This window comes from Streptococcus mitis B6, assembly GCF_000027165.1.
Classification (GTDB): domain Bacteria; phylum Bacillota; class Bacilli; order Lactobacillales; family Streptococcaceae; genus Streptococcus; species Streptococcus mitis_AR.
This window is the reverse complement of sequence record NC_013853.1, coordinates 1,944,093-1,957,587: the sequence shown is the minus strand read 5'-3', so window position 1 is coordinate 1,957,587 and position 13,495 is coordinate 1,944,093. Positions and strand designations below refer to the sequence as shown.

General features: G+C 39.3%; 22 protein-coding genes. All 22 read left to right on the top strand.

Annotated features, from left to right (window positions below):
• The first annotated feature begins 6 nt into the window (after positions 1-6).
• The 22 genes from rpsQ to SMI_RS09490 all read left to right on the top strand — a co-directional run bounded on the left by rpsQ (position 7) and on the right by SMI_RS09490 (position 13,318).
• Complete coding sequence (gene rpsQ, locus SMI_RS09595) at positions 7-267, top strand: 30S ribosomal protein S17 (protein WP_000440801.1); 261 nt, start codon at positions 7-9, stop codon at positions 265-267.
• A gap of 25 nt (positions 268-292) precedes the next feature.
• Positions 293-661, top strand: coding sequence for a 50S ribosomal protein L14 (gene rplN, locus SMI_RS09590; RefSeq protein ID WP_000616546.1), 369 nt, complete (start codon positions 293-295; stop codon positions 659-661).
• Positions 662-738: 77 nt separating this feature from the next.
• Entirely contained in the window at positions 739-1,044 is a 306-nt protein-coding gene (rplX, locus tag SMI_RS09585) for a 50S ribosomal protein L24 (protein ID WP_000497691.1), read from the top strand.
• Between the two features lie 23 nt (positions 1,045-1,067).
• A complete protein-coding gene (gene rplE, locus SMI_RS09580) occupies positions 1,068-1,610 on the top strand; it encodes a 50S ribosomal protein L5 (protein ID WP_000013543.1) in 543 nt (180 codons plus the stop codon).
• A 17-nt stretch (positions 1,611-1,627) separates the two neighbouring features.
• Positions 1,628-1,813 carry a type Z 30S ribosomal protein S14 gene (locus SMI_RS09575; protein ID WP_001085696.1) on the top strand — a complete coding sequence of 62 codons (186 nt, stop codon included), beginning with the start codon at positions 1,628-1,630 and terminating at the stop codon, positions 1,811-1,813.
• 284 nt (positions 1,814-2,097) lie between these two features.
• A complete protein-coding gene (gene rpsH, locus SMI_RS09570; RefSeq protein ID WP_000245504.1) occupies positions 2,098-2,496 on the top strand; it encodes a 30S ribosomal protein S8 in 399 nt (132 codons plus the stop codon).
• A 301-nt stretch (positions 2,497-2,797) separates the two neighbouring features.
• The gene (rplF, locus tag SMI_RS09565) at positions 2,798-3,334 is read left to right on the top strand and encodes a 50S ribosomal protein L6 (protein ID WP_000086626.1); all 537 of its coding nucleotides are present in this window, start codon (positions 2,798-2,800) and stop codon (positions 3,332-3,334) included.
• Between the two features lie 83 nt (positions 3,335-3,417).
• On the top strand, positions 3,418-3,774 hold the full coding sequence (gene rplR / locus SMI_RS09560; RefSeq protein ID WP_000624044.1) for a 50S ribosomal protein L18: 357 nt from the start codon (positions 3,418-3,420) through the stop codon (positions 3,772-3,774).
• 17 nt (positions 3,775-3,791) lie between these two features.
• Positions 3,792-4,286 carry a 30S ribosomal protein S5 gene (rpsE, locus tag SMI_RS09555; RefSeq protein WP_000874202.1) on the top strand — a complete coding sequence of 165 codons (495 nt, stop codon included), beginning with the start codon at positions 3,792-3,794 and terminating at the stop codon, positions 4,284-4,286.
• Positions 4,287-4,299: 13 nt separating this feature from the next.
• Complete coding sequence (gene rpmD / locus SMI_RS09550) at positions 4,300-4,482, top strand: 50S ribosomal protein L30 (protein WP_000057241.1); 183 nt, start codon at positions 4,300-4,302, stop codon at positions 4,480-4,482.
• 144 nt (positions 4,483-4,626) lie between these two features.
• Positions 4,627-5,067: a 50S ribosomal protein L15 gene (gene rplO, locus SMI_RS09545; protein ID WP_000766087.1), complete on the top strand. Its 441-nt coding sequence runs from the start codon at positions 4,627-4,629 to the stop codon at positions 5,065-5,067.
• A 12-nt stretch (positions 5,068-5,079) separates the two neighbouring features.
• On the top strand, positions 5,080-6,390 hold the full coding sequence (gene secY / locus SMI_RS09540; protein ID WP_000465403.1) for a preprotein translocase subunit SecY: 1,311 nt from the start codon (positions 5,080-5,082) through the stop codon (positions 6,388-6,390).
• A 264-nt stretch (positions 6,391-6,654) separates the two neighbouring features.
• A complete protein-coding gene (locus tag SMI_RS09535) occupies positions 6,655-7,293 on the top strand; it encodes an adenylate kinase (protein ID WP_001050449.1) in 639 nt (212 codons plus the stop codon).
• Between the two features lie 116 nt (positions 7,294-7,409).
• Positions 7,410-7,628, top strand: a complete 219-nt coding sequence (infA, locus tag SMI_RS09530; protein WP_001029883.1) for a translation initiation factor IF-1 — start codon at positions 7,410-7,412, stop codon at positions 7,626-7,628.
• Between the two features lie 24 nt (positions 7,629-7,652).
• Positions 7,653-7,769 carry a 50S ribosomal protein L36 gene (gene rpmJ / locus SMI_RS09525; protein ID WP_001808836.1) on the top strand — a complete coding sequence of 39 codons (117 nt, stop codon included), beginning with the start codon at positions 7,653-7,655 and terminating at the stop codon, positions 7,767-7,769.
• A gap of 17 nt (positions 7,770-7,786) precedes the next feature.
• A complete protein-coding gene (gene rpsM, locus SMI_RS09520) occupies positions 7,787-8,152 on the top strand; it encodes a 30S ribosomal protein S13 (protein WP_000090781.1) in 366 nt (121 codons plus the stop codon).
• Between the two features lie 17 nt (positions 8,153-8,169).
• The gene (rpsK, locus tag SMI_RS09515) at positions 8,170-8,553 is read left to right on the top strand and encodes a 30S ribosomal protein S11 (protein WP_001118385.1); all 384 of its coding nucleotides are present in this window, start codon (positions 8,170-8,172) and stop codon (positions 8,551-8,553) included.
• Positions 8,554-8,595: 42 nt separating this feature from the next.
• Entirely contained in the window at positions 8,596-9,531 is a 936-nt protein-coding gene (locus SMI_RS09510; RefSeq protein WP_000568988.1) for a DNA-directed RNA polymerase subunit alpha, read from the top strand.
• 11 nt (positions 9,532-9,542) lie between these two features.
• The gene (rplQ, locus tag SMI_RS09505) at positions 9,543-9,929 is read left to right on the top strand and encodes a 50S ribosomal protein L17 (RefSeq protein ID WP_000331493.1); all 387 of its coding nucleotides are present in this window, start codon (positions 9,543-9,545) and stop codon (positions 9,927-9,929) included.
• 264 nt (positions 9,930-10,193) lie between these two features.
• Positions 10,194-10,460, top strand: a complete 267-nt coding sequence (locus SMI_RS09500) for an ACT domain-containing protein (RefSeq protein WP_000644126.1) — start codon at positions 10,194-10,196, stop codon at positions 10,458-10,460.
• 9 nt (positions 10,461-10,469) lie between these two features.
• Complete coding sequence (locus tag SMI_RS09495; RefSeq protein ID WP_000354889.1) at positions 10,470-11,807, top strand: PFL family protein; 1,338 nt, start codon at positions 10,470-10,472, stop codon at positions 11,805-11,807.
• Positions 11,808-11,824: 17 nt separating this feature from the next.
• Entirely contained in the window at positions 11,825-13,318 is a 1,494-nt protein-coding gene (locus SMI_RS09490) for a hypothetical protein (protein WP_000711931.1), read from the top strand.
• Positions 13,319-13,495 lie beyond the last annotated feature (177 nt).

Here is a 13,495-nt window from a genome sequence, read left to right as displayed (position 1 = left end):
ATTTCAATGGAACGCAATAATCGTAAAGTTCTTGTTGGACGTGTTGTATCTGACAAAATGGACAAGACAATCACAGTTGTAGTTGAAACAAAACGTAACCACCCAGTCTATGGTAAACGTATTAACTACTCTAAGAAATACAAAGCTCATGATGAAAACAATGTTGCCAAAGAAGGCGATATCGTACGTATCATGGAAACTCGTCCGCTTTCAGCTACAAAACGTTTCCGTCTTGTAGAAGTTGTTGAAGAAGCGGTCATCATCTAATCAAACCTGAAAGGAGAAAACTGAAATGATTCAAACAGAAACTCGTTTGAAAGTCGCAGACAACAGCGGTGCTCGCGAAATCTTGACTATCAAAGTTCTTGGTGGTTCAGGACGTAAATTTGCAAACATCGGTGATGTTATCGTGGCATCTGTAAAACAAGCTACTCCTGGTGGTGCGGTTAAAAAAGGTGACGTTGTTAAAGCAGTTATCGTTCGTACTAAATCAGGTGCTCGTCGTGCTGATGGTTCATACATCAAATTTGACGAAAACGCAGCAGTTATCATCCGTGAAGACAAGACTCCTCGCGGAACACGTATCTTTGGCCCAGTTGCACGTGAGTTGCGTGAAAGTGGCTTCATGAAGATTGTATCACTTGCTCCAGAAGTACTTTAATTTTTAGAAACAAACTAGTCCCCTAGCTTCAAACTAGGGTGCCCTTATGGGCGTAAGAAAAATCAAGGAGAAACCTAATGTTTGTAAAAAAAGGCGACAAAGTTCGCGTAATCGCTGGTAAAGATAAGGGAACAGAAGCTGTTGTCCTTACTGCCCTTCCAAAAGTAAACAAAGTTATTGTTGAAGGTGTTAACATCGTTAAGAAACACCAACGTCCAACTAACGAGCTTCCTCAAGGTGGGATTATCGAAAAAGAAGCAGCTATCCACGTGTCAAACGTTCAAGTTTTGGACAAGAATGGTGTAGCTGGTCGTGTTGGTTACAAATTTGTAGACGGTAAAAAAGTTCGCTACAACAAAAAATCTGGCGAAGTGCTTGATTAATCACGAAGGAAAGGAGAAGTATAATGGCAAATCGTTTAAAAGAAAAATATCTTAATGAAGTAGTTCCTGCTTTGACAGAACAATTCAACTACTCATCAGTAATGGCTGTGCCTAAAGTGGATAAGATCGTTTTGAACATGGGTGTTGGTGAAGCTGTATCAAACGCTAAAAGCCTTGAAAAAGCTGCTGAAGAATTGGCACTTATCTCAGGTCAAAAACCACTTATCACTAAAGCTAAAAAATCAATCGCCGGCTTCCGTCTTCGTGAAGGTGTTGCGATCGGTGCAAAAGTTACCCTTCGTAGTGAACGTATGTACGAATTCTTGGATAAATTGGTTTCAGTTTCACTTCCACGTGTACGTGACTTCCACGGTGTTCCAACAAAATCATTTGACGGACGCGGAAACTACACACTTGGTGTGAAAGAACAATTGATTTTCCCAGAAATCAACTTCGATGACGTTGACAAAACTCGTGGTCTTGATATCGTTATCGTAACAACTGCTAACACTGACGAAGAGTCACGTGCATTGCTTACAGGCCTTGGAATGCCTTTTGCAAAATAATATAGGAGGTAAATCTAATGGCTAAAAAATCAATGATTGCTAAGAACAAACGTCCAGCGAAGTTCTCTACTCAAGCTTATACTCGTTGTGAAAAATGTGGTCGTCCACATTCAGTTTACCGCAAATTTAAACTTTGCCGTATTTGCTTCCGTGAATTAGCTTACAAAGGACAAATTCCTGGTGTAACAAAAGCATCTTGGTAATTTAAGATATCAAGGACGTCAAAACTCTAAGTGAAAATAGGAAACTTGACGAAGAAACTGAAGTTTCTAGGAAAGTTTATCTTTTTCACACAGAGTTTAGCCCGAGTTCAGTTGGGCTTGCCAATTTGAACACGAGCTACAGCTTTGGCAAAAAAGACCAGTTTTCTTTGGAGCATCGCTCCTGCATCAAATTGCCTATTTTTGCTCTTGCTGTTACGCTCTTTGTATCATGTATTAACTAGCAAGTGCAACTTGCAAACTACTAGTAAGAGGAGAAAAACAAAATGGTTATGACTGACCCAATCGCAGACTTCCTAACTCGTATTCGTAACGCTAACCAAGCTAAACACGAAGTACTTGAAGTACCTGCATCAAACATCAAAAAAGGGATTGCTGAAATCCTTAAACGCGAAGGTTTTGTAAAAAACGTTGAAATCATCGAAGATGACAAACAAGGCATCATCCGTGTATTTCTTAAATACGGACCAAACGGTGAAAAAGTTATCACTAACTTGAAACGTGTTTCTAAACCAGGACTTCGTGTCTACAAAAAACGTGAAGACCTTCCAAAAGTTCTTAACGGACTTGGAATTGCTATCCTTTCAACTTCTGAAGGTTTGCTTACTGATAAAGAAGCACGCCAAAAGAATGTTGGTGGTGAGGTTATCGCTTACGTTTGGTAATTGATGATGTGAGAGCGTTAAAAGAATGCAGTGAAAATAGGAAGTTTGTAGCAGGAGAGCTGCTCCAAGACAAACTTATCTTTGTCACCAAATTCTTAGCTCAAACTCAAATCAAGATACAAAGCTCGTAAAGAACAAAGCAAAATTAGAAAGTCGGAGAAGTTTGCATACAAACAAGCCAACTTATCTATTTTGCACAGTTCTTAGAGCGTGTTTAGTTCAGCTCTTGAACTAAATAAGTATCTGAACCCCGTGAAAACTGGCCGTTCTGGCCTGACAATTTAACAGGAGAATTAAAAACATGTCACGTATTGGTAATAAAGTTATCGTGTTGCCTGCTGGTGTTGAAATCACTAACAATGACAACGTTGTAACTGTAAAAGGACCTAAAGGAGAACTTACTCGTGAGTTCTCAAAAGATATTGAAATCCGTGTGGAAGGTACTGAAGTAACTCTTCACCGTCCAAACGATTCAAAAGAAATGAAAACTATCCACGGAACTACTCGTGCCCTTTTGAACAACATGGTTGTTGGTGTATCAGAAGGATTCAAGAAAGAACTTGAAATGCGTGGGGTTGGTTACCGTGCACAACTTCAAGGATCTAAACTTGTTTTGGCTGTTGGTAAATCTCATCCAGACGAAGTTGAAGCTCCAGAAGGAATTACTTTTGAACTTCCAAACCCAACAACAATCGTTGTTAGCGGAATTTCAAAAGAAGTAGTTGGTCAAACAGCTGCTTACGTACGTAGCCTTCGTTCACCAGAACCATATAAAGGTAAAGGTATCCGTTACGTTGGTGAATTTGTTCGCCGTAAAGAAGGTAAAACAGGTAAATAATGTTGAGTGGTTGATTTTCAACCACCAACCTATTTTCCAACTTTGTGCATAGCACACGATTTAAAACTAAAGAGGTGAAAACTGTGATTTCAAAACCAGATAAAAACAAACTCCGCCAAAAACGCCACCGTCGCGTTCGCGGAAAACTCTCTGGAACTGCTGATCGCCCACGTTTGAACGTATTCCGTTCTAATACAGGCATCTACGCTCAAGTGATTGATGACGTAGCGGGTGTAACGCTCGCAAGTGCTTCAACTCTTGACAAAGAAGTTTCAAAAGGAACTAAAACTGAACAAGCCGTTGCTGTCGGTAAACTCGTTGCAGAACGTGCAAACGCTAAAGGTATTTCAGAAGTGGTGTTCGACCGCGGTGGATATCTATATCACGGACGTGTGAAAGCTTTGGCTGATGCAGCTCGTGAAAACGGATTGAAATTCTAATAGGAGGACACTAGAAAATGGCATTTAAAGACAATGCAGTTGAATTAGAAGAACGCGTAGTTGCTGTCAACCGTGTTACAAAAGTTGTTAAAGGTGGACGTCGTCTTCGTTTCGCAGCTCTTGTTGTTGTTGGTGACCACAACGGTCGCGTAGGATTTGGTACTGGTAAAGCTCAAGAAGTTCCAGAAGCAATCCGTAAAGCAGTAGACGATGCTAAGAAAAACTTGATCGAAGTTCCTATGGTTGGAACAACAATCCCACACGAAGTTCTTTCAGAATTCGGTGGAGCTAAAGTATTGTTGAAACCTGCTGTAGAAGGTTCTGGAGTTGCCGCTGGTGGTGCAGTTCGTGCCGTTGTGGAATTGGCAGGTGTGGCAGATATTACATCTAAATCACTTGGTTCTAACACTCCAATCAACATTGTTCGTGCAACTGTTGAAGGTTTGAAACAATTGAAACGCGCTGAAGAAGTTGCTGCCCTTCGTGGTATTTCAGTTTCTGATTTGGCATAAGAAAGGGGATAAAATGGCTCAAATTAAAATTACTTTGACTAAGTCTCCAATCGGACGCATTCCATCACAACGTAAAACTGTTGTAGCACTTGGACTTGGCAAATTGAACAGCTCTGTTATTAAAGAAGACAACGCTGCTATCCGTGGTATGATCACAGCAGTATCTCACTTGGTAACAGTTGAAGAAGTAAACTAATGAATCTTTAGGGGATGTGCAGTATACCATCCCCTAAAACTAGATATAGTCATCTATGATGACGTCGTATAGGCGAGTTGATGGGGGAGACAACCTTTTCTCCCTTATCGGCGCTAGCATTTTACAAAAGAGGAGAAAATAAAAATGAAACTTCATGAATTGAAACCTGCAGAAGGTTCTCGTAAAGTACGTAACCGCGTTGGTCGTGGTACTTCATCAGGTAACGGTAAAACATCTGGTCGTGGTCAAAAAGGTCAAAAAGCTCGTAGCGGTGGCGGAGTTCGCCTTGGTTTTGAAGGTGGACAAACTCCATTGTTCCGTCGTCTTCCAAAACGTGGATTCACTAACATCAACGCTAAAGAATACGCAATTGTGAACCTTGACCAATTGAACGTCTTTGAAGATGGTGCTGAAGTTACTCCAGTTGTTCTTATCGAAGCAGGAATTGTTAAAGCTGAAAAATCAGGTATTAAAATTCTTGGTAACGGTGAGTTGACTAAGAAATTGACTGTGAAAGCAGCTAAATTCTCTAAATCAGCTGAAGAAGCTATCACTGCTAAAGGTGGTTCAGTAGAAGTCATCTAAGAGAGGTGACCTATGTTTTTTAAATTATTAAGAGAAGCTCTTAAAGTCAAGCAGGTTCGATCAAAAATTTTATTTACAATTTTTATCGTTTTGGTCTTTCGTATCGGAACTAGCATTACAGTTCCTGGTGTGAATGCCAATAGCTTGAATGCTTTAAGTGGATTATCCTTCTTAAACATGTTGAGCTTGGTGTCAGGGAATGCCATGAAAAACTTCTCAGTTTTTGCTCTTGGTGTTAGTCCCTACATTACGGCCTCTATCGTTGTCCAACTCTTGCAAATGGATATTTTACCCAAGTTTGTAGAGTGGGGTAAACAAGGGGAAGTAGGTCGAAGAAAATTAAATCAAGCTACTCGTTATATTGCTCTTGTTCTAGCCTTTGTGCAATCTATCGGGATTACGGCTGGTTTTAATACTTTGGCTGGAGCTCAATTGTTGAAAACAGCTCTTACTCCACAAGTCTTTATCATGATTGGTATCATCTTAACAGCTGGTAGTATGATTGTGACTTGGTTGGGAGAGCAAATTACAGATAAGGGATACGGAAATGGTGTTTCTATGATTATCTTTGCCGGGATTGTTGCATCAATTCCTGAGATGATTCAGGGCATATATGTGGACTACTTTGTGAACGTCCCAAGTAGCCGTATCAACTCATCTATCATTTTCGTAATCATTTTGATTATTACTGTATTGTTGATCATTTATTTTACAACTTATGTTCAACAAGCAGAATACAAAATTCCAATCCAATATACTAAGGTTGCACAAGGTGCTCCTTCTAGCTCTTACCTTCCTTTGAAGGTAAACCCTGCTGGAGTTATCCCTGTTATCTTTGCAAGTTCGATTACTGCAGCGCCTGCGGCTATTCTTCAGTTTTTGAGCGCTACAGGTCATGATTGGGCTTGGGTAAGAACAGCACAAGAAATGCTGGCAACAACTTCACCAACTGGTATTGCCATGTATGCTTTGTTGATTATTCTCTTTACATTCTTCTATACGTTTGTACAGATTAATCCTGAAAAAGCGGCAGAAAACCTACAAAAGAGCGGTGCCTATATCCACGGAGTTCGTCCTGGTAAAGGTACAGAGGAATATATGTCTAAACTTCTTCGTCGTCTTGCAACTGTTGGTTCTCTCTTCCTTGGTGTGATTTCTATTTTACCGATCGTAGCAAAAGATGTTTTCGGACTTTCAGAAGCGGTCGCTTTTGGAGGAACCAGTCTTTTGATCATTATCTCTACAGGTATTGAAGGAATCAAACAATTGGAAGGTTACCTATTGAAACGTAAGTATGTTGGTTTCATGGATAGAACAGAATAAAAGTATTTACTGATACTCTTCGAAAATCTCTTCAAACCACGTCAGCTTTATCTGCAACCTCAAAGCAGTGCTTTGAGCAGCCTGCGGCTAGCTTCCTAGTTTGCTCTTTGATTTTCATTGAGTATGAATTAGTAAATACTGAGGGAGTGGAGGTTTAAACTCTAACATTTGTGAGAGTTTGGTCTCCCCTCTTCTATTTTGTTTTTAAATAGGGGTGAAAAGACTTTTTGCTTCTATTTAAAAATAAAATAAGGAGATCGAATCATGAATCTTTTGATTATGGGCTTACCTGGTGCAGGTAAGGGAACTCAAGCAGCAAAAATCGTAGAACAATTCCATGTTGCACATATCTCAACAGGTGATATGTTCCGCGCTGCTATGGCAAATCAAACTGAAATGGGTGTTCTTGCTAAGTCATACATTGACACGGGTGAATTAGTTCCTGATGAAGTTACAAATGGGATCGTAAAAGAACGTCTTTCACAAGATGATATTAAAGAAACAGGATTCTTATTGGATGGTTACCCACGAACAATTGAACAAGCTCATGCCTTGGATAAAACATTGGCTGAACTTGGCATTGAACTAGAAGGTGTCATCAACATTGAAGTGAATCCAGATAGCCTCTTGGAACGTTTGAGTGGTCGTATTATCCACCGCGTAACTGGAGAAACTTTCCACAAGGTTTTTAACCCACCAGTTGACTATAGAGAAGAAGATTACTACCAACGTGAAGATGATAAACCTGAGACAGTCAAACGTCGTTTGGATGTAAATATTGCTCAAGGAGAGCCAATCATTGCTCACTACCGTGCCAAAGGTTTGGTTCATGACATCGAAGGTAATCAAGATATCAATGATGTCTTCTCAGATATCGAAAAAGTATTGACAAATTTGAAATAAAGCGTTTTTCACACTTGCAAAAATCCGCTACAAATGTTATACTGAGATAGTCTGACTTATAATTGTTGTCTCTGTGTCTAGAGGCATCGAATCGAAATTTATGGAGGTGCTTTTGCGTGGCAAAAGACGATGTGATTGAAGTTGAAGGCAAAGTAGTTGATACAATGCCGAATGCAATGTTTACGGTTGAACTTGAAAATGGACATCAGATTTTAGCAACAGTTTCTGGTAAAATTCGTAAAAACTATATTCGTATTTTAGCGGGAGATCGTGTTACTGTCGAAATGAGTCCATATGACTTGACACGTGGACGTATCACTTACCGCTTTAAATAATCGAAAAACTTGGAGGGATAAGAAATGAAAGTAAGACCATCGGTCAAACCAATTTGCGAATACTGTAAAGTTATTCGTCGTAATGGTCGTGTTATGGTAATTTGCCCAGCAAATCCAAAACACAAACAACGTCAAGGATAAGATAGAAAGGAGAAAACATGGCTCGTATTGCTGGAGTTGACATTCCAAATGACAAACGCGTAGTAATCTCATTGACTTATGTTTATGGTATCGGACTTGCAACATCTAAGAAAATTTTGGCTGCTGCTGGAATCTCAGAAGATGTTCGTGTACGTGATCTTACATCAGATCAAGAAGATGCTATCCGTCGTGAAGTGGATGCAATCAAAGTTGAAGGTGACCTTCGTCGTGAAGTAAACTTGAACATCAAACGTTTGATGGAAATCGGTTCATACCGTGGTATCCGTCACCGTCGTGGACTTCCTGTCCGTGGACAAAATACTAAAAACAACGCTCGCACTCGTAAAGGTAAAGCTGTTGCGATCGCTGGTAAGAAAAAATAATATAGGAGGTAAAAGTCTTGGCTAAACCAACACGTAAACGTCGTGTGAAAAAGAATATCGAATCTGGTATTGCTCATATTCACGCTACATTTAATAACACTATTGTTATGATTACTGATGTGCATGGTAATGCAATTGCTTGGTCATCAGCTGGTGCTCTTGGTTTCAAAGGTTCTCGTAAATCTACACCATTCGCTGCTCAAATGGCTTCTGAAGCTGCTGCTAAATCTGCACAAGAACACGGTCTTAAATCAGTTGAAGTTACTGTAAAAGGTCCAGGTTCTGGTCGTGAGTCAGCTATTCGTGCGCTTGCTGCCGCTGGTCTTGAAGTAACAGCAATTCGTGATGTGACTCCAGTGCCACACAATGGTGCTCGTCCTCCAAAACGTCGCCGTGTATAATCATCGCATTACACTGCTTTTCGTTTAAGAGGGAGTAACTAAATGATCGAGTTTGAAAAACCAAATATAACAAAAATTGATGAAAATAAAGATTATGGCAAGTTTGTAATCGAACCACTTGAACGTGGCTACGGTACAACTCTTGGTAACTCTCTTCGTCGTGTACTTCTAGCTTCTCTACCAGGAGCAGCTGTGACATCTATCAATATTGATGGTGTGTTACATGAGTTTGACACAGTTCCAGGTGTTCGTGAAGACGTGATGCAAATCATTCTGAACATTAAAGGAATTGCAGTGAAATCGTACGTTGAAGACGAAAAAATCATCGAACTGGATGTTGAAGGTCCTGCTGAAGTAACAGCTGGTGACATTTTGACAGATAGCGATATTGAAATTGTAAATCCAGATCATTATCTCTTTACAATCGGTGAAGGTTCTTCTCTAAAAGCGACTATGACTGTTAACAGTGGTCGTGGATATGTACCTGCTGATGAAAATAAAAAGGATAATGCACCAGTTGGAACACTTGCTGTAGATTCTATTTATACACCAGTTACAAAAGTCAACTATCAAGTGGAACCTGCTCGTGTAGGTAGCAATGATGGATTTGACAAATTAACCCTTGAAATCTTGACAAATGGAACAATTATTCCAGAAGATGCTTTAGGGCTTTCAGCACGTATTTTGACAGAACATCTTGATTTGTTTACAAATCTTACTGAGATTGCTAAGTCAACTGAAGTGATGAAAGAAGCTGACACTGAATCTGACGACCGTATTTTAGATCGTACGATTGAGGAACTGGACTTGTCTGTGCGTTCATACAACTGTTTAAAACGTGCCGGTATCAATACTGTGCATGATTTGACAGAAAAATCTGAAGCAGAGATGATGAAAGTACGAAATCTTGGACGCAAGAGTTTGGAAGAAGTGAAACTCAAACTCATTGATTTGGGTCTTGGATTAAAAGATAAATAAAGGAGGAATACATGGCTTACCGTAAACTAGGACGCACTAGCTCACAACGTAAAGCAATGCTTCGCGATTTGACAACTGACCTTTTGATCAACGAATCAATCGTGACAACTGAAGCTCGTGCTAAAGAAATCCGTAAAACTGTTGAAAAAATGATTACTCTAGGTAAACGTGGTGATTTGCATGCACGTCGTCAAGCAGCTGCTTTCGTACGTAATGAAATCGCATCTGAAAACTATGATGAAGCAACTGATAAGTACACTTCTACTACAGCACTTCAAAAATTGTTCTCAGAAATCGCACCTCGTTATGCTGAACGTAACGGTGGATACACTCGTATCCTTAAAACTGAACCACGTCGTGGTGATGCAGCGCCAATGGCGATCATCGAATTAGTATAAAATCATCAATTTTGTTGAGTGTTATGATGATGGAGTCTTGTGCTCTTAGTCTAGCTCTGGTCTACCGCTAGGATTTCGGTCCTAGCGGGAACACTCATCATAAGTTGGGATAGTAGACGCTTGTTTACGAAATTGTTTTTTGCTTAAGAACAACTTCGTAAGCAGGCGTTTTTGAGTATTTTCGTTAGAATTATGCTATACTATTTGAAAAGAATCCTGTTTAATGTTCAGGTTTCTTATTTTAAGAAGAATTGGAGTTTGCTTATGAAAGCGATTATAACTGTTGTTGGTAAAGATAAATCTGGAATTGTTGCAGGTGTTTCTGGTAAAATTGCAGAATTGGGTTTGAATATTGATGATATCTCTCAAACTGTCTTGGATGAATATTTCACGATGATGGCTGTCGTCTCTAGTGATGAAAAGCAGGATTTTACTTATCTGCGAAATGAGTTTGAAACTTTTGGGCAAACTTTGAATGTGAAAATCAATATTCAGAGTGCAGCGATTTTCGAAGCTATGTATAATATCTAGGAGGTGCACATGGATATTAGACAAGTTACTGAAACCATCGCCATGATTGAGGAGCAAAATTTCGATATCAGAACTATTACCATGGGGATTTCCCTTTTGGACTGTATCGATCCAGATATCAATCGTGCTGCGGAGAAAATTTATCAAAAGATTACGAGCAAGGCAGCTAATTTAGTGGCTGTTGGCGATGAAATTGCAGCTGAGTTGGGAATTCCTATCGTTAATAAGCGTGTATCGGTGACTCCTATTTCTCTGATTGGAGCAGCGACAGATGCGACAGACTATGTGGTTCTGGCAAAAGCGCTTGATAAGGCTGCGAAAGAGATTGGTGTGGATTTTATTGGTGGTTTTTCTGCCTTGGTACAAAAGGGGTACCAAAAGGGAGATGAGATTCTTATCAATTCTATTCCTCGTGCTTTGGCTGAAACGGATAAGGTCTGCTCGTCAGTCAATATCGGCTCAACCAAGTCTGGCATCAATATGACGGCTGTAGCAGATATGGGACGAGTTATCAAGGAAACGGCTAATCTATCAGATATGGGAGCGGCCAAGCTGGTTGTATTCGCTAATGCTGTTGAGGACAATCCATTTATGGCGGGTGCCTTCCATGGTGTTGGTGAGGCAGATGTTATCATCAATGTCGGAGTTTCCGGTCCTGGTGTGGTAAAGCGTGCCTTGGAAAAAGTTCGTGGACAGAGCTTTGATGTAGTAGCAGAAACAGTTAAGAAAACTGCCTTTAAAATTACTCGTATCGGTCAATTGGTTGGTCAGATGGCTAGTGAAAGACTGGGTGTGGAATTTGGTATTGTGGACTTGAGTTTGGCGCCAACTCCTGCGGTTGGAGATTCTGTAGCACGTGTCCTTGAGGAAATGGGGCTAGAGACAGTTGGTACGCATGGAACGACGGCTGCCTTGGCTCTCTTGAATGACCAAGTTAAGAAGGGCGGAGTTATGGCTTGCAACCAAGTCGGTGGTTTGTCTGGTGCCTTTATCCCTGTTTCTGAGGATGAAGGAATGATTGCTGCAGTGCAAAATGGCTCTCTTAATCTGGAAAAACTAGAAGCTATGACGGCTATCTGTTCCGTTGGTTTGGATATGATTGCCATTCCGGAGGATACACCTGCTGAAACCATTGCGGCTATGATTGCAGATGAAGCTGCAATTGGTGTCATTAACATGAAAACAACAGCTGTTCGTATCATTCCAAAAGGAAAAGAAGGTGATATGATTGAGTTTGGTGGTCTATTAGGAACTGCACCTGTTATGAAGGTCAATGGGGCTTCGTCTTTCGATTTCATCTCTCGCGGAGGACAAATCCCAGCACCAATCCATAGTTTTAAAAATTAAGAAAGTAGGAGAAAATGATGAAAAAAGAAATGAAACATGCTTTAGTAGCTTTAGGACTGTCGACTTTACTAGTCCCAACTTTTACCAATCAAGTAGTTTATGCACAGGAAGAAAGTCATGAAACTGCTACTAGTGTAAGTCCAGAAGAGGTTAGGAAAGTAATTGCAGAATATAAAAAAGCAAACCTAGAGTATATTGAGAAAGACAAAGAAAAACTACTTAAATTAGTTGAACAATTAGACTGGAGTTTAGTTTCTTTCTCACAAAACGATGTAGCATTAGTTAGAAATAAAATATCAGCACATTTTAGTAGAATTATTAGAGAGTTTATAGATTCTATTGATAAAGAAGAAAAGGAAATATTATCACATATAGGAGAATGGGAATATAGAAAAGAAAGATTTCAATTTCGTGAACCTCAAAATGAGAATAGAAATTATAATCTAGAAATAAAATGGTATATTTTTAGTACAATAGTAGAGAAGAAGAAAGAACTTGTCACTGCTCAAATTAAGAAAAATCCGCATTATACAAATCTTGAAAGAGAAAAAATGTTGCAATATATCAATCCCAATTATAGTTGGGGAGGACCAGGTGGACCTAATTGGTTAGATCAATATGAAGTATATAATGGTAAAGAGCAATTAACTGAATTTTTAAAAAGGTTACCAACTTTTCTATCAGATGATTTTCAAGCATTTTCATTAGCACCTACTGAAAAGAATATCAGAGAAGTTAATGCTGTTGCCTTTATGGAGAAGACAGCCATTAGTAATGACGATTCACTTTCGAAAGCAGATAAAGTTTCTATGTTTAGTAAGATTGATGACATAGTAGGAGAAGCTGTTAAAAAGATAAAAACAGAAGCGGATATACATGAGGATGGTAATTACAAAAATAGTCGAATGCTATCCCCTGAAGAGTTATCTGTCTTTACTAAGCGTATTGAAGATGTTTACCAAGGAAAAGCTAATCCTAAGGTTACGAAAGAGGAAGCTATTCAAGCGGTTTCTACTGGAACTTCATCCTCAGTTTCAACTTCATCTCAATCTACTGTTACATCTAATGAAGAGACTAAGAAAAATCATCAAGCAAGTAAGTGGTTTAAAGAGTCTGGCAAATGGTACTATAATGACCTTTCGGGTAACCTTGTAAGAAACCGTTGGGTAGGGCGTTATTATCTAAAAGCAGATGCTTCAATGGCTGCAAGTGAATGGATTTATGATGAAGATTATAAGAGCTGGTTTTATGTAGATTCAACTGGTAGTTATGTGGAGAAAGCTTGGCAGGGCGAATACTACCTAAAACGTGGCGGTTACATGGCTAAGAGTGAGTGGGTATTTGATTCTCAGTATGATAGTTGGTACTATCTTAACCAAGACGGCAAGTACGCTCGTAACCAATGGATTAAAGATGGAGATAAGTGGTATTACTTGTTAGCTGATGGGAAATTGGCAAAAAATATGACCATTAATGGCTATAAAGTAAACGAAAAAGGTGAATGGGTATAATTTTTTAAGCTCTATTTAAGGTTGGATGTGTATACTATAATCATTAAATAAAGACCTCCTAATATTATTTGAAACAGATAACTCTGATTTAGTTTGAATTTGATTTTCATCTAATATCTTTATTTAATAGAACTCCTAAACTTTTTCATAATAATCTCCTGCAAAAGTCACCTGTCT